The organism is Paraglaciecola sp. G1-13 (assembly GCF_055809255.1).
Map to the genome: position 1 here is coordinate 1526807 of NZ_CM147903.1, position 21101 is coordinate 1547907.

The 21101-nt window shown below is 44.0% G+C and carries 21 protein-coding genes; 9 read left to right on the forward strand and 12 right to left on the reverse strand.

Annotation, left to right across the window (positions count from 1 at the left end):
- Window positions 1–66 precede the first annotated feature (66 nt).
- From rbfA to rpsO, 3 genes are all read left to right on the forward strand, one after another.
- Complete coding sequence (gene rbfA, locus AC0L6N_RS06465; RefSeq protein ID WP_011574522.1) at window positions 67–483, forward strand: 30S ribosome-binding factor RbfA; 417 nt, start codon at window positions 67–69, stop codon at window positions 481–483.
- Window positions 484–486: 3 nt separating this feature from the next.
- On the forward strand, window positions 487–1440 hold the full coding sequence (gene truB / locus AC0L6N_RS06470) for a tRNA pseudouridine(55) synthase TruB (RefSeq protein WP_473479958.1): 954 nt from the start codon (window positions 487–489) through the stop codon (window positions 1438–1440).
- Between the two features lie 109 nt (window positions 1441–1549).
- Window positions 1550–1819, forward strand: a complete 270-nt coding sequence (rpsO, locus tag AC0L6N_RS06475) for a 30S ribosomal protein S15 (protein WP_006994175.1) — start codon at window positions 1550–1552, stop codon at window positions 1817–1819.
- A 188-nt stretch (window positions 1820–2007) separates the two neighbouring features.
- Here the strand turns inward: rpsO and AC0L6N_RS06480 are convergent, their stop codons facing one another.
- The 7 genes from AC0L6N_RS06480 to AC0L6N_RS06510 form a co-directional block, all read right to left on the reverse strand.
- Window positions 2008–2388, reverse strand: a complete 381-nt coding sequence (locus tag AC0L6N_RS06480) for a hypothetical protein (protein ID WP_011574524.1) — start codon at window positions 2386–2388, stop codon at window positions 2008–2010.
- Window positions 2388–2606 carry a DUF3820 family protein gene (locus AC0L6N_RS06485; protein WP_473479959.1) on the reverse strand — a complete coding sequence of 73 codons (219 nt, stop codon included), beginning with the start codon at window positions 2604–2606 and terminating at the stop codon, window positions 2388–2390. Before AC0L6N_RS06485 ends, AC0L6N_RS06480 begins: the two co-directional genes overlap by 1 nt.
- Window positions 2599–4395, reverse strand: coding sequence for an ABCB family ABC transporter ATP-binding protein/permease (locus tag AC0L6N_RS06490; RefSeq protein ID WP_473479961.1), 1797 nt, complete (start codon window positions 4393–4395; stop codon window positions 2599–2601). Before AC0L6N_RS06490 ends, AC0L6N_RS06485 begins: the two co-directional genes overlap by 8 nt.
- 23 nt (window positions 4396–4418) lie before the next feature.
- The gene (locus AC0L6N_RS06495; protein WP_011574527.1) at window positions 4419–5531 is read right to left on the reverse strand and encodes a GGDEF domain-containing protein; all 1113 of its coding nucleotides are present in this window, start codon (window positions 5529–5531) and stop codon (window positions 4419–4421) included.
- 22 nt (window positions 5532–5553) lie between these two features.
- Window positions 5554–6063, reverse strand: coding sequence for a PqiC family protein (locus tag AC0L6N_RS06500; RefSeq protein ID WP_473479963.1), 510 nt, complete (start codon window positions 6061–6063; stop codon window positions 5554–5556).
- A gap of 85 nt (window positions 6064–6148) precedes the next feature.
- On the reverse strand, window positions 6149–7813 hold the full coding sequence (gene pqiB, locus AC0L6N_RS06505; protein WP_473479965.1) for an intermembrane transport protein PqiB: 1665 nt from the start codon (window positions 7811–7813) through the stop codon (window positions 6149–6151).
- Window positions 7814–7815: 2 nt separating this feature from the next.
- Complete coding sequence (locus AC0L6N_RS06510) at window positions 7816–9024, reverse strand: paraquat-inducible protein A (protein ID WP_473479966.1); 1209 nt, start codon at window positions 9022–9024, stop codon at window positions 7816–7818.
- A gap of 70 nt (window positions 9025–9094) precedes the next feature.
- On the opposite strand from AC0L6N_RS06510, the gene AC0L6N_RS06515 reads away from it, so the two are divergent.
- The 4 genes from AC0L6N_RS06515 to feoB all read left to right on the forward strand — a co-directional run bounded on the left by AC0L6N_RS06515 (window position 9095) and on the right by feoB (window position 13479).
- Window positions 9095–9586: a low molecular weight protein-tyrosine-phosphatase gene (locus AC0L6N_RS06515; RefSeq protein ID WP_473479968.1), complete on the forward strand. Its 492-nt coding sequence runs from the start codon at window positions 9095–9097 to the stop codon at window positions 9584–9586.
- 300 nt (window positions 9587–9886) lie between these two features.
- Complete coding sequence (locus AC0L6N_RS06520) at window positions 9887–11230, forward strand: class II 3-deoxy-7-phosphoheptulonate synthase (protein ID WP_011574532.1); 1344 nt, start codon at window positions 9887–9889, stop codon at window positions 11228–11230.
- An 83-nt stretch (window positions 11231–11313) separates the two neighbouring features.
- On the forward strand, window positions 11314–11547 hold the full coding sequence (locus AC0L6N_RS06525; protein ID WP_006994185.1) for a FeoA family protein: 234 nt from the start codon (window positions 11314–11316) through the stop codon (window positions 11545–11547).
- A 114-nt stretch (window positions 11548–11661) separates the two neighbouring features.
- Window positions 11662–13479, forward strand: coding sequence for a ferrous iron transporter B (gene feoB, locus AC0L6N_RS06530; RefSeq protein ID WP_473479970.1), 1818 nt, complete (start codon window positions 11662–11664; stop codon window positions 13477–13479).
- Window positions 13480–13550: 71 nt separating this feature from the next.
- On the opposite strand, the gene AC0L6N_RS06535 is transcribed toward feoB, so the two are convergent.
- Complete coding sequence (locus AC0L6N_RS06535; RefSeq protein ID WP_473479972.1) at window positions 13551–14027, reverse strand: NYN domain-containing protein; 477 nt, start codon at window positions 14025–14027, stop codon at window positions 13551–13553.
- 368 nt (window positions 14028–14395) lie between these two features.
- On the opposite strand from AC0L6N_RS06535, the gene AC0L6N_RS06540 reads away from it, so the two are divergent.
- Complete coding sequence (locus tag AC0L6N_RS06540; protein WP_006994188.1) at window positions 14396–14563, forward strand: hypothetical protein; 168 nt, start codon at window positions 14396–14398, stop codon at window positions 14561–14563.
- Window positions 14564–14678: 115 nt separating this feature from the next.
- On the opposite strand, the gene AC0L6N_RS06545 is transcribed toward AC0L6N_RS06540, so the two are convergent.
- The 4 genes from AC0L6N_RS06545 to nadK all read right to left on the reverse strand — a co-directional run bounded on the left by AC0L6N_RS06545 (window position 14679) and on the right by nadK (window position 19819).
- Window positions 14679–16265: an ABC-F family ATPase gene (locus AC0L6N_RS06545; protein ID WP_041713575.1), complete on the reverse strand. Its 1587-nt coding sequence runs from the start codon at window positions 16263–16265 to the stop codon at window positions 14679–14681.
- Between the two features lie 442 nt (window positions 16266–16707).
- Window positions 16708–17064, reverse strand: coding sequence for an outer membrane protein assembly factor BamE (locus tag AC0L6N_RS06550; protein WP_011574538.1), 357 nt, complete (start codon window positions 17062–17064; stop codon window positions 16708–16710).
- A 113-nt stretch (window positions 17065–17177) separates the two neighbouring features.
- Window positions 17178–18851, reverse strand: a complete 1674-nt coding sequence (gene recN / locus AC0L6N_RS06555) for a DNA repair protein RecN (protein ID WP_473479975.1) — start codon at window positions 18849–18851, stop codon at window positions 17178–17180.
- A 92-nt stretch (window positions 18852–18943) separates the two neighbouring features.
- A complete protein-coding gene (nadK, locus tag AC0L6N_RS06560; protein WP_011574540.1) occupies window positions 18944–19819 on the reverse strand; it encodes an NAD(+) kinase in 876 nt (291 codons plus the stop codon).
- Window positions 19820–20071: 252 nt separating this feature from the next.
- Here nadK and nagZ point away from each other — a divergent pair, with 252 nt between their 5' ends.
- Window positions 20072–21091, forward strand: a complete 1020-nt coding sequence (gene nagZ, locus AC0L6N_RS06565; protein ID WP_473479977.1) for a beta-N-acetylhexosaminidase — start codon at window positions 20072–20074, stop codon at window positions 21089–21091.
- Window positions 21092–21101: the final 10 nt, after the last annotated feature.

Sequence of the window (21101 nt, forward strand, 5' to 3'; positions counted from 1 at the left end):
AAAACGGAGGCTTAGGCCTCCGTTTTGTCTTAACAAAAGCATCATTTAATGCTTTAGGAGATTAAAATGGCAAGAGAATTCTCTCGCACCGACCGCGTAGGTCAGCAAATCCATAAAGAGATCGCCAGTATTTTACAGAATGAGTTCAAGAATCGTGACCCGCGTTTGGGCATGGTGACTGTGTCTGCTGTTGAAGTATCTCGCGATTTAGCATACACAAAAATTTACGTGACCTTTTTTGAGAACGACGAAGAAGTCATGGACAACTACTTGTCGATCCTAGAAGAAAACAAAGGTTACATCCGCACTTTACTGGCGAATCGCATGCGTATGCGTGCTGTACCTGCGATTAAATTTGTTCGCGATGGTTCATTAAGTGAAGGTATTCGTATCAGCAATTTAGTGGATGAAACGCTAAACAAAGATAAAGAGCGCGCGCGCAATGCAGGCCGCTCTTTAGATGAAGACGAACAAGAGGATTAAGGCTTGGCTAGACGTCGTAAAGGTCGCGCAATAGACGGAATTTTGTTGTTAGACAAACCATTGGAAATTTCGTCAAATCAGGCGCTGCAAAAAGTGAAACGCGCATTTTTAGCCGCCAAGGCCGGTCATACTGGCGCACTGGATCCACTGGCTACCGGGATGTTGCCAGTGTGTTTAGGTGAAGCCACTAAGTTTTCCCAGTTTTTATTAGATGCCGATAAAACCTATATTGTTACGGCTAAGTTAGGCGTAAGAACAACGACGTCAGACGCTGATGGTGAGGTTGTTGATACCCGTCAAGTGAATGTCACTGAGCAGCAATTAATTGATGCATGCGAGACGTTTAAAGGGCCAATCAAACAAGTTCCGTCAATGTTCTCAGCGTTAAAGCATCAGGGCAAACCTCTGTACCACTATGCACGTCAAGGAATAGTCATCGAGCGAGAAGCGCGCGATATCACTATTTTCTCACTTAAGATCACTCGCTTTGAAGATGATGAAGTCGACATGGAAGTGCACTGCAGTAAAGGCACTTACATACGCTCTTTGGTTGATGACCTAGGACAGCTTTTAGGCTGCTGTGCCTATGTGAGTAAATTGCATCGTACTGCTGTTGCTGACTACCCGAGCGACAAAATGGTGACCTTTGAAATGCTTGAGTCTTTGCTCGAAAAAGCCCAAGCGGAGCAAATACCCCTAACGGATATTCTCGACCCATTGTTAATCCCCATGGACAGCGCCGTAAAAGCACTGCCTAGTGTTAAACTCACACCCGCTTCAAGAGACTCATTTCTGCATGGTCAGCCAGTGCCCTATGTTAGTGAGGCCACTATTGACCAGGGCACTCTGGTGCGCACATATTGCACTGAAGGAAACGTATTCTTGGGTGTGTCAGAGCTCGATAGCGATAACAAAGCGGCCCCTAAACGTGTTGTGGTGTTCACCGAGCAAGGTTAGTCGTATTTGCCCTTGCTAATTCGTTGGTAGTCACTATAATACGCGCTCCTTGGCATGGCTGAATTAGTGATCGGCCTGCTGTATTTTAGCTCTTATATTGGAGAAAGTTATGTCACTAACTACTCAAGAAACTGCAGCAATCATTGCTGATTATGGCGTAAAAGAAGGTGATACTGGTTCACCTGAAGTTCAAGTTGCATTGTTGACGTCTAACATCAACAAGCTTCAAGGCCACTTTGCTGACCATAAAAAAGATCACCACTCACGTCGTGGTTTATTACGCATGGTTAGCCAGCGTCGTAAACTTCTTGATTACCTTAAAGGTAAAAATGTTGAGCGTTATCAAGATCTAATCAAGCGTTTAGGCCTACGTCGTTAATTCGACAGCTTATTGCGTTTGAAAGAAAGCACCTTCGGGTGCTTTTTTCGTTTAAGGAGAAAATTTCGGTCAGATAATGATGTCGGTATTAGTATTGAAGTCATTGCTCAAACGCTTTTAGCCCTTCAACCGTGGCTTTGTAAAAACGGCGAATCTATTTAGGTGGCTATGCTACTTTGTGCCAGTCGTTAACCGAGTAATGCCTGTTCGCGCTCTTTCTCTGTCAATACGTTGACGAAGGGAGTTCTGCGCCTAAGTTTGCGCATTTGAGGCGTGTCAGCTAGTACCCCTTCGATGAAGCTATCCGGAGTGTCATCAATACACTCCATCAAACAACTCCACACTAGGTAGCCACCGTGGCGTAATTGGCCATTGGCGTATCTTGATTCAATAGTGTCTATGACATGTTGACGAAGTTCAGGTTGTGCAATAAGTTTTTCAACCATAGCCTGATGCAACGCTAATATCTGCTTATCAATATTTTCATATTGCGCGCTATTACCTTTTCGAAGAGGATTTCGACGGGTATTTCGATGCGCCCGGTCGGCGCGAAGATGTGGTCTATTCATTATCTCAGTAGTGGTTGAAGCATGGTTTCTAAACCATTGACTTTTACTTCGTGCATTAGGGCCAGTTGTTGTCCAAGTTTACCCTCGGGAAAGCCTTTTTGGCTAAACCAAACAAGGTAAGGCTCGGGTAATTCCAGCAGCTTGCGACCGGCGTACTTACCAAAAGGCATGGTTTGATTGATGGCATCAACGAGTTGTTGATGTTGCTGTTCAGGCATCTTTTGAGTTCACTTTTTGTTGTGTATTCCACAGATGGTAATACGGACCATTATTGGCTAAAAGCAGTGTATGACTACCTTGTTCTACCACGCGGCCATCTTGGATCACTATGATGCTGTCAGCATCGACTATGGTCGAGAGCCTATGGGCAATAACAATACTGGTATGCCCGATTGCAATCTCTCTAAATGCACTCAAAATCGCATGTTCAGATTGACTGTCCAGAGACGAAGTTGCTTCATCAAACAATAGGATCGGAGCACCTTTTAATATAGTGCGAGCAATGGCGACGCGCTGTTTTTCGCCCCCCGATAACTTCAGACCCCGCTCGCCTACTTTGGTGTCTTTCCCTAGGGGTAGGGATTTGATGAATGCAGATAGATGTGCGTGGTCGATGGCTTGGTAAACCTCTTCATCACTCGCCAAAGGGTTACCGTAACGGATATTCTCAAAAATACTGTCATTAAATAACACTGTGTCTTGCGGCACTATACCGATGGCTTGCCGTAACGAGGCTTGTGTCAATTGGCTGACAGGCTGCTCATCAATATAAATTTCGCCGCTATTGGCATTATAAAAACGAAACAATAACTTAATAATGGTAGATTTACCGGCGCCGCTTGGGCCAACAATGGCTACTTTTTTACCCGCAGGTACGCGAAAGCTCACACCGTGCAAAATTTGTCTGTCAGGTCCGTAGCCGAAACTTACGTTCTCAAAACGTACATTGCCTTTGCTGACGACTAACGGTTTGGCATCTTGATTGTCGATTACTTTTGGAGATTTACTGAGTAAGGTAAAAAGATTCTCGATGTTTGCTAATGCTCCTCTTATCTCGCGATATACAAAACCAAGGAAGTTCAGAGGCATGAAAATTTGCATGGTAAAGGCGTTAACCAAAACAAAGTCACCGATGGTCATGGTGCCTTGTGCAACATAATATGCAGCAACGGCCATCATGCTGGTCATGGCAATAGCAATAATGGTGGCTTGACCGCCATTTAGGGCAAAAAGAGATAATCTGTTTTTACGCCGTGCCGTTTCCCAGTCCGCTAAGGCAACATCGTAGCGCTTAGCCTCATAATCTTCGTTATTGAAATATTTAACTGTTTCGTAATTCAGTAGGCTATCAATCGCTCTGGTATTACTTAGCGAATCGGCTTGATTGACCGCTCGCACAAACTCGGTTCTCCAGTGCGTTGCTCTTACAGAGAAGCCGATGTAACCAATAACTGAGACCAAAATAATCGCCGCGAAGCTCCAGCCATAGTTGTAAAAAAGCACACCGACAACAGCCAGTATTTCCAGCAGAGTAGGGACAATATTAAAGACTAAGAAGCGCATCAGAAAACTTATGCCACTGGTGCCACGCTCAATGTCGCGAGACAATCCCCCCGTTTGGCGATTTAAATGATAGTCGAGATCTAGTCTGTGCAGATGTTCAAATACTTGTAGGCTAATACGGCGCATAGCGCGTTCAGTCACACGTCCAAAAAGCGTGTCACGTATCTCCCCAAACAAGACATTGGCTAAGCGCAGCAGCCCATAGGCGGCAATGAGCGCAAAAGGAACAAGCACCAAGGCGTTTTCTGCATCTGGCGTGTTTAGAGTGTCAACGGCGTGTTTTAAGACAAAAGGCAGGCCGATACTGGCGATCTTTGCTGCGATAAGGCAGAGCATAGCGATGAAAACGCGGCGCTTGAATTCCAATAAATAAGGCCATAGTTGTTTTACTACGCGCCAATTAAAGGGGATATCGTCAATTTGAGTGTGTTGTTTAGAACGCATGAGTCTCGTTATTCAGTATGTGCTCAATCGGATTTTATTGAGCAGTTTCGACCATTGGACTTGGCGCGGTACAAATTTGTATCGGCACGGCTGATAGCATGATCTAGATTGTCTTGAGGGTGCATTTGATATATCCCTAAGCTGACCGTGACGGTGAAACTATCTGAGCCTGCTTGATATTGCTGCTTAGAAACTTGAGCGCGTAGCTTTTCCGCTAACGTAAAGGCTTGCTCTTGTGTGGTTTCTGGCAAAAGAAACAAAAACTCTTCTCCGCCCCAGCGCGCAACGGTATCTTGTTTGCGAAGTGCTTTGTCAAAAAGTTGACCAACTTGTGTGATGACACCGTCTCCCACATCGTGACCAAATTTGTCATTTACTCGCTTGAAATGGTCGATATCACACATCATAAGCGTCAAATTTTTATGGTGCCTTAACGTACGCTGGTGCTCGTATTCTAACTTCTCAAGCATGCCCCGACGATTTTGCAATCCTGAGAGTGGGTCTAAGCGCGCTTGCTTTTCAAATTCACGGCTTAACTCTTGAAGTGTTTTAAACGAACGCTGACGAGAATATTCATAGAACACGAATAGCAAGCTGACGGTAATAAACGAGTAGATAAGCCGTGAGCTAAACTCGTCACTGTATTGAGCCATTAAGAACAGGTTACCTGGATACTCTAATATCACAATAGCCACAAAAGCGAAGCAACCTAATTGGATTAAGCCCCGCTTCAAGCCACCAAAAAAGAGCACTACAGGTGGAACAATGTAAATCCACAGAGGGCCGGTATTCTTAACCCCACCAGTGACTATTAGGTAGAGCATCAGAAGCATTAATGCGCCTGTGACCAAATTAGCCGAAACTTTATAGCCATTTTTACTTTGAAAAAATTTGAGAATTAAGCGAGAAGTGAAAAATAAAGCACTTGCTACCAATAAAGTCACGCCTAGATAGAAGTCGTCATTTTTCGCCCCAGCACTACGGATCAGGGCACTTACCCCGAGCACCAATGTGATGAAATAACCAATCAAGCCAAATAAGTTGGTGACTTGAATTTGCTGACGCACCGCTGGCGTGTTGCTCTTATTCGTGCCGGTATTTAAATAGGCGCTAAATAAACGCTTTACGATAAACATACTTGTTCACTTTCCCTTTGTGTTACTCAAAATCGCTCACGATCTGGGAACTCAATTGCGATAATTGCTCTGCAAGTAGCGCCACGCTATGGCTGTAGCCTTCCTGGGTTAGGGGCGAGGTAAAAGAAAAGCTGTTAGTTGATACACTTTTCCCGTTTTTACCCGCATCCGTCCGTCTATTCCCTGTTCGCCAAAACTGACCACTGCTAATGACCGTTCCCTGATCTGTCGCCATAAAATACTGAACACTCAAAATAAGATGCTCCTGACCCAAGTTTGCTTCAGGTGAATCATAAGCGACAAAACGTGTCGCTTCAGCATGCTGGTTTAACCACGCAAGCATCGTATCATGAATCCCATTTTGCAAACTTTCTGCCCACAGATCCACGTCAGAATAATACAGCTTGTTGCCCTGAATTTGCATCACTAAATTAGGCCGTTTGAGATAATCGGCAAGCTGTATTTTGTCCAATATAACGATCTTCTCAATCTCGGGATTGTTTATCGTGATCAACGGCGCGTCGCTGTTCAATAAATATATCTGTCTATTAGGGGCAGGGGATGAACTGCAGCCAGAAATCAATCCTATCATTAGAAAAATGCTAAACATCTTCATATTATTTTCGCTCTTGCTGAGTGTTATTATTGCTGATGCCGGGCTGTAAATAAGGCTTAGGCGCTTTATCAAAAATTAGACTATTAGGTGCTTGATTAAGCTCCAGAAGCAAAGGTTGTAGCTCCCTTAGCCTCTGCTGGAGTGAGTCTAACGTCTGGTTAATTTCATTATTGGTTTTGGAGCCTGCAGAGAAGCCTTTTGTTAACTCTGCGATCCCCGCCAAGGCATTTGCTAGTTTAACGCTAACTTGTTGTTCTTCCATCTGCTTCAACGTACCGGAAAAATCATCAGCGGTGCTGTTCATACTATTGGCACTCGCACTTATGTCGTCCATCATTTTGTTTGCAGCTTCGGATAACTGAACGAGATCCATGTCGTTAATGTTATCTAATATGGCCCCGACTTTTTCGGTGATTTGTGAGAACTCATTAGAGATACTGGGGATCACTGGATAGTCTTGAAATTTTTCCATTTCAACAGATGGCAGATTGGCATATTGTTCCAAGTTAACAAAGAGCGCTCCAGTGAGTAAATTACCTGTTTGCAATGACGCTCTAAAACCGTTTTCGACCCATGTAGTTATCTGTTGGTTAATAAATTTAATACCAATATCATCGTCCGTTTGCTCAACACGCCCAGGTTGAATGCCAATGACGACAGGAATCGCTACCCCAGCGTCTAACCACTTTTGTTGGTTAGCATTCGGTGGGTTGATATCCAATACTTTACCCACTTTAATGCCTCTATACTCAACGGGGGCACCCACGTGTAAGCCCCGCACAGTATCCTCCACTAAAATCACAAATTTGGCTGATTCTTTATAGCGCTCTTCAGCGGCTGAGTCGTAAGAGTCATGAATATTGAAATATGATCTTTCACTGACTCTATTGCCTTGTGGCATGCCTTCAGGCACGCCAAACGCAACCCCGTTTGTGATTAGTGTTTCGATACTGCTACTTTTCACTTTAAAACCGTTTGCGCCAATGTCCATCTCTACGCCACTGGTATTCCAAAACTTGGTATTCGTGGTAATTAACTTGTGATATGGCGCTTGTATAAACGTGTTGTAGTACACAACACGTTCTTCGAAGTTAAAATAGATACTTTCAAACTCTCCGACCTTTAACCCTTTATAAATAACAGGGTCGCCTTCTTTAAAGGCGAATTCAGCGTCACTGTTGAGCGTAACGTGCAGTCCAGGGGTGCCACTGGGCGTGATAGGTGGTGCTGAAAGTGCCACGAAATCGCGGCTTGATGGGCCTTCTAAATTGGTCGACATGTTGATGTAAGTGCCCGACACCAAAGTATTTAAACCCGATATACCATTAAGTGATATGCGCGGGTTGACGGCCCAAAATTCGGTGCTCTCACGCAACAGCCCTTCAGAATGTGCTGACATTCGTGCGGTAACAAGTACTTTCTGTAAGTCTTCGGTCAATGCAATGGTTTTCACTTCACCGACATCGACGTTATGCATTTTTATTTTAGTTTTGCCGACCTCGAGGCCAGATGCATTTTCGAACACAATATTAATGAGTGGCCCTTGGTTGCTCCATTGGTGATAGAACATCCAAGCTCCCATACAGATTGCGACAATCGGCACCAACCATATTTTAGATATACTCTTTACGTTTGTGACCTCAGCAGGTTCGCCGTTTTCTTGCATGATTAGTGATCGCTCCAAATTAACTTCGTATCGAATGACATTGCCGCAAGCATGGTCAAAATGACCACAGAGCAGAATGCGAGGGCGGCATAGCCAGGGTAAATACTCATGATATTTCCTAGTTGGATCAGGCTAACCAAAATCGCGACAACAAAGACATCGATCATTGACCAACGACCAATAAACTCAGTAAATCGATAACTGATCATACGGGTTTTTTTACGGCCTGCGAATTGGGTTTGCACACTGAAATTCAACCAACACAATATGCACAGTTTCGCCACTGGCACCACTATGCTGGCTATGAAAATGACGGCGGCTATCGGGTATGAGCCCATTTTCCATAGCGTTATAACGCCCCCAAGAATAGTACTGGGCTCATCATCTCCTAAGATATCCGTATGCATGATAGGCAAGGTGTTCGCAGGCACGTAGAGTAAAATCGACGTCAATAGTAATGCCCACGTCGCTTGAATGCTGTGAGATGGGGAGTGCCGTTTATGTATTTTGGGTAACGCACATGATGTGGTGAGATACATTTGATGTTCGTCCATATACATCAATGTGTAGGTCATACAAATAGCAAATAACGCGTACGCATAGAAAGACAAGCCGATACCAATATCTGCCATAGACATTATTTTAACCAAGCTTACTAGCACAGCGACAAGAAAAATTTCCACCATGGTCCAAGCGCGAAGCGCAAAGATAATTTTGAGTAAAACGGCCGCATGTTGCGGTTTTTTACCAAACAGCACAGGGATTAGTAAATACAGTAAACAAAACAGTATGGTCAGCGGCAACACAAGAATAACGGCACTTTGCAAAATCGCTAAGGCCACATAATCATTGTCTGTGAGAGTTTCAATGCTACTGAAGATATTGATTGCATGGTATTGACCGTTTGCACTAAACGATAAAAAATTAAAACTTAGCGCAGCAACCATAAGGACTAAGGCCGCTAACGAGAATGCTACCAACTTTTGAACCATATTCTGGTAGTAGGTTGTGATAACATAATGGCATCTAGGACATTGAGCGCGCTGGCGATGTACAAGGGGAGGTACTTCAACCAAGTAGCCACATTCGTGACACTGAACTTGTTGACAAGCCGTTGTAATCTTTATCGATTCGTCCATACGTGACACATTTGATTTACAATATCTGTAGGTTACCAAAAAGCGCTCAAGTGTGGAAAGATAATCACGCATCCTAAGTATTTTTAGCCAATGCTAGAATCCAGTCCTTTTAAATATTCACAATTTCACGGGTGTTATTCAGGTGTTTGACAAAAAAGTAAAAAAAACTATCACATCAGTCCTCTTCGTATGTTTGGGCAATATTTGTCGCTCGCCTACGGCAGAAGCGATATTTCGCCATAAAGCACTACATGCGGGCATGAGTATTGAAATAGATTCCGCCGGCACGCTTGGGGCACACATAGGTTCGCCACCGGACAAGCGTTCACGGGCTGTGGGCGAAGAGAGGGGCTATAGTTTTAAGAAAATAAAATGCCGTAAGGTAGACCTAAGTGATTTTGAACATTTCGATTACATTGTCGCCATGGACAAACAGAATCTACGAAACTTACTAGAGATATGCCCAGAGGAACATCAACACAAGATTGCTCTTATGATGAGTTTTTGTTCCTCACAAGAAGATGAAGTACCGGACCCCTACTACGGGGGCAAGCGCGGGTTTGAATACGTATTGGATTTAATTGAACAGGCATCGGATGGCCTGCTTGAACAGATCAAGCAGCGTTTTGCTTAGGGAAAAAGAAAGACGGTATTGGAGTAACTAACAATGCGTTTTTTGGTTTTGGAATTTAACAACGCATTTCCTTGTATTTTTGATTGTGAATGGCGGTGTTATCTGGGGAATCGCGCATCCATATGGCTTACTGAGATAACTTAACAGCGAATAATTGATTTTTATCGTCATTCTTTACCTTGAGCGTATTTCATCAAGGCCGAGATCAGGTATGATTAGGGGTCACATTTGTATGTTGCTTACCAACCGTTTGTGAACTAATTTTTCATTTCCTACTTTACTAATTTTTAAGGACACATTGTGAGCCAATGGCAACCTGATAGTTGGCGTCAAAAGCCAATTCTGCAACAACCTACTTACCATGATCAGCAACACCTAAAAGATGTAGAGCAAAAGCTTAAATCTTATCCGCCACTTGTTTTTGCCGCTGAAACGCGTCAGTTGTTTAAAGAGTTAGGCCAAGTTGCTGACGGTAAAGGCTTTTTGCTACAAGGTGGCGATTGTGCAGAGTCCTTTGATGAATTCAACGCACCGAAAATTCGCGATACATTCAAAGTTATTTTGCAAATGGCGATTGTGTTGACCTTCGCAGGCCGTTGTCCAGTGACAAAAGTTGCTCGCATGGCTGGGCAATATGCTAAGCCACGCTCCGGCGATTTTGAGACCATTGGTGATGTGTCTCTACCTAGTTATCGCGGCGATATCATCAACAACTTTGAGTTTACTGAAGCGGCACGTACGCCAGATCCTCAGCGCATGCTCGATGCGTATCATCAAAGCGCATCCACCTTAAACTTATTACGTGCGTTCGCTCAGGGCGGCTTGGCAGACTTACATCAAGTAAACCGCTGGAACATGGCGTTCGTTGAGAATAACCCTCTAAAAGAGCGTTACCAAGATGTGGCGCGTCGTATACAAGACTCGTTAGAGTTTATGGACGTGATGGGGATCAATACCAGCAATACGCCGACCTTGCACGAAACAAGTTTGTATACCTCTCACGAGGCCTTATTGCTTAACTATGAGCAAGCACTGACGCGCGTAGATACTCTGACTGACAAGTGGTACAACTGCTCAGCGCACATGTTGTGGATAGGTGAACGTACCCGTCAACTTGACCATGCACACATTGAGTTCTTCCGGGGTATTCATAACCCAATCGGGGTAAAAGTAGGACCGACCATGCAAGGCGATGAATTAATTAAGCTCATCGATGCGCTAAACCCAGAGAATACGTCTGGTCGTTTGACCTTAATTACTCGCATGGGAGCAGATAATCTCGAGCAAAACTTACCTGCGCTACTGCGCCGAGTGAAACAAGAAGGGCGAAATGTTGTGTGGAGCTCTGATCCTATGCACGGCAATACCTTCAAGGCATCAAGCGGTTACAAAACGCGTAACTTCGACGCTATTTTGCGTGAAATTCAGCAGTTCTTCGCAGCACACCGTGCCGAGGGCACTCATGCCGGCGGAATTCATTTAGAAATGACTGGTCAGCATGTAACCGAATGCACAGGTGGCGCATATCAAATTGGTGATGATGACTTAGCACAAGCCTATAAAACCCAATGTGATCCGAGGTTGAATGCAGACCAAGTGCTAGAAATGGCGTTCTTGGTGGCTGACCATTTAAAAGTCGGGTAAGCAAATCGCATTGCACCCATAGCCAAATATGTGGTATTAATGAAAATAGTTTTCATTTGTATTAATTGTTTGGTGAGGGTGCGATGACACTTTGGGATGTCCCTGCAAAAAAATCTGCATTGATCAGTGGTTTAGACGCCTCTTTACTGCCAGCGGTAACAAACCGATTGTTAGAAATGGGCCTAACAGACGGTCAGTCAGTTCGTTGTTTGAGGCGCAGTCCTATGCGCGGGCCACTTGTGGTTCAAATTGGCGACTGTGTTTATACCTTAGAGCAGAGTATTGCTGATAAGGTTGCTATCAGTAGCCTTTCTTAATTTTCTTATTTCGTTTTTACCCCGATTAAATTATTCATTTTCCAGGGATAAATACTCAAGGGTAACCTTTACTATATGGGCGTTAACCTAACGCTCGTTCAATCAAGTTGTGTCATGAAAAATATTATTTTAGTGGGTAAGCCCAACTCTGGGAAAAGTCTGTTGTTCAACCAATTAACTGGGTTACGTCAGAAAGTGGCTAATTTCCCAGGTGTAACCGTTGAGCTCAAAAGTGGTCAATTTGGTGAACATAGGTTAATTGATTTTCCAGGCGCTTACTCCCTAAGCACGCTTTCTCGAGATGAAGAAATCGCCGTGGAAAAAATCCACGAAGCCATGCACGACGCCAATACAGGCGTCATTGTGTGTAACCTTGACGCCACTCGATTAGAGCGAAGCTTGGTATTTGGGTTACAAGTGCGCGACCTAGCTAAACAGCATAATAAAGCGTTGGTGTTTGCCTTGAACATGATTGATGAGGTTGAGCGCTTTAGCCACAGCGTTGATTGTGAGAGGTTAGCGCAAGACTTGGGTGCCCCTGTATTTCCTGTGTCGGCGAAAACGTTGAGTGGATTACATGAATTTAAATTAGCATTACAGGACGTGGTCGCCCGGCCCGAAAACTTTGTGCCAACCAAAAGCGTAGGTGAAGGCGATACCGTGTTTAGTATCAGTCGTCAAATCGCCAAACATTACGGCATTCACGCTGATATCGTATTAAAACAGCAAAACACAATTGATAGCTTCCTACTTAATAGCGTGCTGGGGGGCGTGGCGTTTTTCGGCATAATGTTCTTGTTGTTTCAAAGTATATTTACTTGGGCTACTCCACTAATGGACGGCGTCGAAGAAATTATTGGCTGGTTAGCGGTTGCCGTTACTTCTGCAATTGGTCCTGGCCTTATCAACGATTTTCTGCAAGACGCCATTTTTGGTGGCTTAGGCTCATTCCTTGTTTTTGTGCCGCAAATAATGGTACTCACTTTTATTATCGGGTTATTAGAGGACAGTGGCTACCTTGCTCGCGCAGCGCTAATTTGCCATAAACCGTTGAGTTATTTTGGTCTATCAGGGCGTAGCTTCATACCGTATTTATCGGGTCACGCCTGCGCTATCCCTGCTATTATGGCGGCTCGCACCATTGAATCTCCTCGTAAGCGCTTGATCACCATGATGACCATTCCACTGATGTCTTGTTCAGCGCGCTTACCCGTGTACGCCTTGCTTATCGCGGTTCTGATTCCAGACACGACATACTTAGGTGGGCTTTTAAGCCTACAGGGAACGGCATTTTTTGTACTCTACTTTCTTGGAATTGTCACCGCACTGTTAGTAAGCGTGCTATTGAACAAGTTTACCAACAAGGATGCTGACAAAGCCGAAATGCCCTTTATATTGGAGCTGCCCAATTATCGTTTACCGCACTGGAAGCCACTTTTATTTCGGGTGGTCACCAGTGCGAAGCAATTTATTCGCAGGGCAGGGCCGGTCATTTTCATGGTGTCTGTGGTTATCTGGTGCTTAGGGTATTTCCCAAGTTCAGAGCATGCGTTAGAGGATTCTTATCTAGCCATGATAGGCCAGTGGATAGAGCCTATTTTTGCGCCTTTAGGCTTAGATTGGCGCTACGGGGTAGCCATTTTGGTCTCCTTCCTGGCAAGAGAAGTGTTCGTTGGGGCACTCGGGACCTTGTTCGGTATTGAAGGGGCCGATGAGAACATTGCTGGCCTCGCGACAAATATTCAAGCCGACGGCCTAACCTTAGGCGCAGGACTCGGCTTACTGATATTCTATGTTATCGCCTTGCAATGCGTTGCCACGGTAGCAACCTTAAAAGGTGAAACGGGTAGCAAAAAAATTGCTTGGGGATTGTTCGCTGGCTATGGTTTGCTAGCCTATGCTTCGGCTTTTTTTGTTTCGCATATTTTTTAATTCAGCGTCAAAAATTTAGTAGCCTCAGGTGTATGAAATAACGCCTGAGGCTTCCGACTGAGAATGTAGCATCACTGCAACATTGCTGGCGTAATCTCAACAAACTCATCACAGGCGCTAGCTAAAGCATTCGCGGTAAGCGCTGGCACGCCGTACACCTTCGTTTTTACCTCATGCTTCTTTTTCACTGCCTTGAGTAATAAGTCAAAATCTCCATCTCCTGAGAGCAACACGACTGTGTCTACTTGCTGTGCAGCATCTAATACATCAATGGTGATCCCCACATCCCAGTCGCCCTTTGCTGAGCCGTCACTGCGCTGAATAAAAGGCTTTAACTTAACGTTAAAGCCAATGTGCTTCAAAGCTGACTGAAACTTTTGTTGTTGGGAGTCATGACGTTCGGTGGCATAAGCATTAGCGATAACGATGTCGCCTTGCTCACTTAAATGCTGCCAAAACTGTCGATAGTTAAATTGTTTTTGGTAGGTGTCACGGGTGGTGTAATAAATGTTTTGCACATCAACGAATACTGCAATTCTAGCGGGCATAATGAATTCTAATTGAGTAATAACCAATAGGGCATGATAGCACTAAATATTATTGAAATAGCTATTGCGTTTACGCAATAAGTGCTGTAACGTGCGGCCTTGCTTATGAATTATCCTCCGCATTTATAAGCAAGGTTACCATTTCGGTAACGTTGTTAATGTCTTGTCTTACCTTGATCCAGTCAGCCAGCATTTAAAAAAACAAAAATATTAAGCTGAATTATTGAACGGCGAATAAGCGAGCATGTGCTTGCTGTTTATCACTCCTAGACTCATATAAAGTCGTAAAGTTATCGTCAAATCTATAGTGAAGCTTCGTTGAATTTCGCGCGTCAACATTATCGCGCTAATTGAAAGAGAGTTTTATTATGTCTTATTTATACAACGGTTCTCAGATCCGTGTGATGCACCCAGTGCATTCAATTTCTGTAAACAAACAAAGCGTAGCATTTGCCGACAAGCAAGGTCGTCAAAACACTAAATTTGCTAATGCAAATGAAGCAAAGCAGTTTGTTAAATGGTTAGTTAATACCTAATCAACGTTTGCTTATACAGCTGTCTGTATAAGCTACTTGAATCCAAAAAAAAGCCTGAATCATGTTATATGATTCAGGCTTTTTTTGTGGCTAGAGCGTCACCCCAAACCGGAGGTTAAGCGCCTAAGCTTTCTAAATAACTTTCATAGTTACCACGGAAATCAACAATTCCATTTGGTGTTATTTCAATGATGCGGGTAGCAACTGAAGATACAAACTCTCGGTCATGACTGACGAATATCAGCGTGCCCGCGTAGTTTTCTAACGCTAAGTTTAATGATTCAATCGATTCCATGTCCATATGGTTGGTCGGCTCATCCATCACCAAAATATTAGGCCGCTGAAGCATCAATTTGCCAAACATCATACGGCCTTGTTCACCGCCGGATATGACTTTCACCGATTTGGTGATCTCATTTTGAGAGAAAAGCAAGCGACCTAATGTACCGCGCATGACTTGCTCGTCATCACCCTCTTGAGCCCACTGATACATCCATTCCATGAGCGTCATTTCTTTTTCGAACTCATGAGCATGATCTTGGGCGTAATAACCGATATTCGAGTTCTCGGACCATTTGACTTCGCCTGCTGTTAAATCAGTGTCTCCGACTAAACACTTCAACAGGGTGGTTTTACCCAAACCATTTTCGCCGATAACTGCGATACGTTCGCCAACTTCAACCATCAAGTCTAAACCGTTGAACAACTCCTTTTCATAGGATTTTTTCAATCCCGTTAACTCTAATGCGTTACGGTGTAACTTTTTCGTTTGCTCGAAGCGAATGAAAGGAGTCTGACGACTTGAAGGTTTAATGTCATCCAGTTTGATCTTGTCTATCTGCTTAGCGCGAGACGTGGCTTGCTTAGACTTAGATGCATTCGCCGAGAAGCGGCTAACAAAGGTACGCAGTTCAGCGATCTGCGCTTTTTTCTTTGCGTTATCTGATACTAAGCGTTCTCTGGCTTGAGTAGAGGCGGTCATATACTCATCATAGTTACCAGGGAATAAGCGAATTTCGCCATAATCCAAATCGGCCATATGGGTGCACACACTGTTTAAAAAATGGCGATCGTGCGAGATGATGATCATGGAGCAATTACGCTCGTTTAGCACGCCTTCTAGCCAACGAATGGTGTTAATGTCCAAGTTGTTGGTAGGCTCATCAAGTAGCATGATATCAGGATCTGAAAAGATTACTTGAGCAAGCAGTACGCGAAGTTTCCAACCTGGTGCTATCTCACTCATAGGGCCATAGTGTTGCTCTACCGGAATACCCACACCGATTAATAACTCGCCGGCACGTGCTTCTGCGGTGTAGCCATCCATTTCAGCGAACTCTGATTCTAAATCGGCAACGCGAATACCGTCTTCTTCCGTCATTTCAGGGTTAGCATAAATAGCATCACGCTCTGCTTTGACTTTCCACAGTTCATTGTGTCCCATCACTACAGTATCAATAACACTGTACTCTTCGTATGCGAACTGGTCTTGCTTCAATTTACCGATACGCTCACCTGGGTCGGTGGAAACGTTCCCGGCAGATTGCTCTAAGTCTCCCCCAAGTATCTTCATAAAGGTTGATTTACCACAGCCATTTGCGCCGATTAAGCCGTAACGATTTCCGTTACCAAATTTAACTGATACATTTTCAAATAATGGCTTTTCGCCAAATTGCATAGTGATGTTTGCGGTCGTTAACAATGTTTTCTTCCGAGTAATTTAGGTGAATGTGTTGAAGGTGTTATTCCTCGCCACTAATCAATTACGCTAGCGATTTGTGCTTAAGCTGACAGATTAGAAAACAGCGCCCTGTGATTAAACGTTAACTTTAATTTGGCGCGACTGTTTGAGGAAAATAATTCGGCGCGTATTATGCCACAAGCATGTATGACTCGGCTAATTTTAGCCTGAATTACGGACAGTTTTATGACAAAGGTGATAGATGCAGACAACTCAAGTAGCTTGATATCTAAAAAAACAACTTAAATCAGAGCGTTTATATATGTGTTAAATACGCATGCGAGTAAGTCTATGGGAAATTGGAACGTGTGGCGGGGCAGTGAGCTGATATCGATTAATCTGTTCTTTTACATAAAGTAAAAATACAAACTAACCGATACTGCTGAGTTATCGTGAGCAGGCGTTACTCATCAAGGGGAGTATTAAAGTCTTCGGATAATTCAAAGTCACCTGTCACTTCGCTTACGCGATTATCGACAAAGTGTAGGGTTAATTCTTTACGGAAATCTTTACCACGCTTAGCCATCCCGCGCTTCATTTGATACAAGTAGTACCACGTATCATGATCAAACGAGTCCTCTACTACGGGCTTTCCTAACACGTACTCCACTTGCTCTTTAGTCATGTTAATGCGTAATTTACTAACATCACGCTCATCTAAAAAGTTACCTTGTGGTACATCAATTCGATAAATCCAATCAGCACAAGCAGACAACATCAATGAGGCGGCAATCACCGCCAATATATTTCTAAACTTCATTCTTATTTAATTTCTCAGCTATTAGGTAAATAAAGACCCTACAAGTACTTCGCTAAAGGTCCATAGGCGAAGCATCCTAACTCAGCCAAGACAGCCTAATCAATGCATAATTGTTAAGAATTACTGATTTGTAGTAACTCTTTGGCGTTGGCGAGGGCAGAATCCGTCAATTTGTCTCCAGCTAGTAGACGTGCCAACTCCTCAATTCGTTCATTTTCTTGTAAAGAAATCATATGAGTTTCTGTGGTTTTCTTGTCACTGAACTTGGTAACGAACATTTGGTTGTGCGCGCGTGCTGCCACTTGGGGTAAATGCGTTACGCAAATTACCTGACAGGTTTCACCTAATTTACGCAGTAAATGCCCCACCACTGAAGCGGTGGAACCACTAATACCGGTATCAACTTCGTCAAAAATCATGGTTGCTACCTGACTGTTATGAGAGCTGATCACTTGAATTGCAAGACCAATCCGCGACAACTCGCCACCAGAGACAACCTTTTCAATTTTATCAAGGGCTTGTCCTTTATTGGTCGACACTTTGAATTGAATGTTGTCCAAACCATGCTTGCTAGGAGAGGCACTGACCTGCGGCTCAACTTCAATTTTAAATATCGTGTCGCCCATATTCATTTTGTGAATTTGGCTTTCCACCTGCTTGGCTAATTTGCTTGCGGCTTTAGTACGCGACAGGCTAAGTTGTTCGCAGCTTTTGAAATAAAGCTTCTCTAGGACTGAGAGTTCGTCCTGCATGCTATCCAACATTTGGTCATCTTCAGAAAGCTGAGACAATTCTTGGGTCAATGTTTGGTGGTAGGTATATAACTCTTCCGCTTTAACGTGATGCTTTCTGGCTAAATCTAACGCTTGAGAGTAGCGCGCTTCAACCTGCTGCATTTTCATTGGGTCTATTTCTAGCTGATCAGTGTAATCTCTAAGCTCTTGAGCAGCTTCATCAATTTGAATACTCGCTTCATTCAACAATGCTAAAATCGGAGAAAGGGTCGGGTCGTGATCCTGCAATTCCGTCAATCTATCAATACTATTTTGCACCGCAGATAGGGCATTAAAGTCATCGGCTTCGTATAGTTGATAAAAACTCAACTGAGTCTGCTCCAGCAAGGCTTGACTATTACTGAGTCTTTTATGCTCACTTTCCAGTTCAGAAAACTCACCCTCGCCGATGGCAAATTCATCTAACTCAGAGACTTGATACGACAAAAGCTGAAAACGATCTGCACGCTGTTGCTGACCCGCCAATAACTCACGATAAATTTTCTGTTTATGTTGAAGGCTTTGGTAGTACTGGGCCACATTATTTAGAAGAGAAGGATGCTCGGCAAAGTTGTCCAGCAATTCGCGCTGTGTATCCGCTTTCAATATCTGTTGGTGGGCATGCTGACCATGAATACTTAACAAGTATTGCCCTAAACATTTCAGCTGGCCTAAGGGGACAGGTGTGCCATTCACGAATGCTTTCGAGCGGCCCTCGCTAGAGATGACTCGTCTGATTAAGCAATCATTTCCATCGTCTAATTCGTGCTCTTTTAACCATTTTGCGGCAAGTGACAATTTACTCACATCAAAAGATGCACAGATTTCGGCCTTGTCAGCACCGCTGCGCACGAAACCCGCTTCGGCCCTATCGCCTAAACACAACCCTAATGCATCCACTGAAATGGACTTACCAGCGCCAGTTTCACCTGTGACCGCTGTCATACCTTGGGATAAATCGATGTCCAGAGATTTAACCACAGCAAAATTTCGAATTGAGAGATGAAGTAACATATATTTACCTGTTCAAATATACAGTAACTGTAAATATATACATATTTTCAAGGCTGTCTAGTAGTTGACTAAAATTTATTCTGCTGATGCCTCTAGTAAAGTTTACTTCCCCAGCCGAGTTTTGTGCGTAACACGTTGAAGTAATTGTAATCTTTGGGGTGAATTAAGGATAATTTGGCGGGGTTTTTACGGATAATGATTTCATCCCCCGGTAATACGGCTAGCACGATATGGCTGTCGCAGCTGACTTGTAAATTGTCCTTATTTTCTGGTGATACTTTGATGCGCACCGTGCTATTTGCATCCACAACAATTGGGCGAGCGCTGAGGGTATGCGGGAACATGGGCACTAAGCTCAGGGCGTCTAGATTGGGGGTTAGAATGGGGCCGCCGCCTGATAACGAATAGGCCGTTGAGCCTGTAGGCGTTGCAACGATAAGGCCATCTGAGCGTTGACTAAACACGAAGTTTTCATCTAAGTAGACTTCAAACTCCATCATATGAGCGACTTTACCGTGATGCATTACCACTTCGTTTACGGCTGAATTAGTGCTTTGTAATTCTCCGCCTCGATACACTTCAAGTTCAAGTAAAAAGCGCTGCTCGATTTGGCATTCGCCCGCAAAGATGGAATCGAGCTGGCGTTCAAAGTCATCTGGGTTGATGTCGGTTAAAAAACCTAAGTTACCACGGTTAATGCCTACCACAGCTACATTGTGTTTGGCCAAAACACGAGCGGCGCCCAACATATTACCGTCACCACCAACCACTATGGCTAAATCAGCTTGAGTTCCTATGGTATTTAGATCGGCAATTTCAAATCCGTTACCTTTTAATTGCGAAGCACAACTTTGCTCTACAATCATTCGACAGTCCTTTTGCTTAAGATAAACAATCAACGCTTGTAAGCTTAAATTCGCTCCTTGATGCCCTTGCTTGCCTATCAATCCGACGGTGTGAAAACCCATAACAACTCATTAGAATAACCGATTTGGGTTAGTATAATCATCCGTAGCACGGAATGTCATACATTTTTATGTCTATGATTTCTCTAACAGTTCTAACGCTCAATTTGTGCGCGAACGGAAAAATGGGCGAGATGCTAGGGCGGCATCTGACATTTTATTTGAGGTTTAATCAAGTAAGGTGCTTGTTGAGGCTTTGTTTTATGTTGATGTTCTCTTATAGTGCGTTTAATTCAACAAGTTATAAGATTATTCATGGGTCCAATAATGTTAGATGTCTCAGGTTACGAGTTAACACCTGAAGACAGAGAGTTGCTCGATCATCCTTTAGTGGGTGGCGTTATCCTTTTCAGTCGTAACTACTACGATCAAAAACAACTAAAAGAGCTCATTGCTCAAATTCGATTGGCTGCACGCAACAAGATATTAATTGGGGTGGATCATGAAGGCGGCCGGGTCCAGCGTTTTCGCGACGGATTCAGTGCTATTCCTGCAATGGGTGCTATATACGCCCGTAGTGATGAGGATTTGAGCCAGGCACAGCAATACTGCAATACTTTTGGATGGCTCATGGCGGCTGAATGCCTCGCATTTGATATCGACTTAAGTTTTGCGCCCGTGCTCGATTTAAACGGCGTATCGGATGTTATTGGTGATCGCTCTTTTCATACCCAGCCAGAACCCTTAATTCAACTTGCCAGTGAGTTTATTAAAGGCATGCACCGAGCAGGGATGAAAGCCACAGGTAAACATTTTCCTGGGCATGGTAATGTCAAAGAAGACTCGCATGTTGCGATGCCGGTAGATAATCGAAGTCTTGAACAAATCACTCAGCTAGATATGCAGATTTTTAGCCGCTTAAACGACATGGGCTTACTTGATGGGGTGATGCCAGCGCATGTGGTGTACTCTCAAGTGGATGATATGCCAGCAGGTTTCTCTAAAGTCTGGTTACAAACCTACTTGCGCCAAAAAATGCAATTCGACGGTGTGGTATTTTCCGATGATTTGTCGATGCAGGGAGCCGCGTTTATTGGCGACTTTGCCGCCAGAGCAAATGCGGCACTAAACGCTGGCTGCGATATGGTGCTGGTATGTAATAACCCCGACGCTGCTGCGCAGGTCATCGATAGCTTACCCAGTGATTTACCCACAAATCCGCGTTTAGCAAAGCTTGCCAAAGCGCCCTGTGCTGACTTTAACGCACTGGTTAAAACAGATGCTTACACAGCGGCCCAGCGCACTCTCGAAGCATATAACAATGAGTGTAGATGAGGAGTCGAGC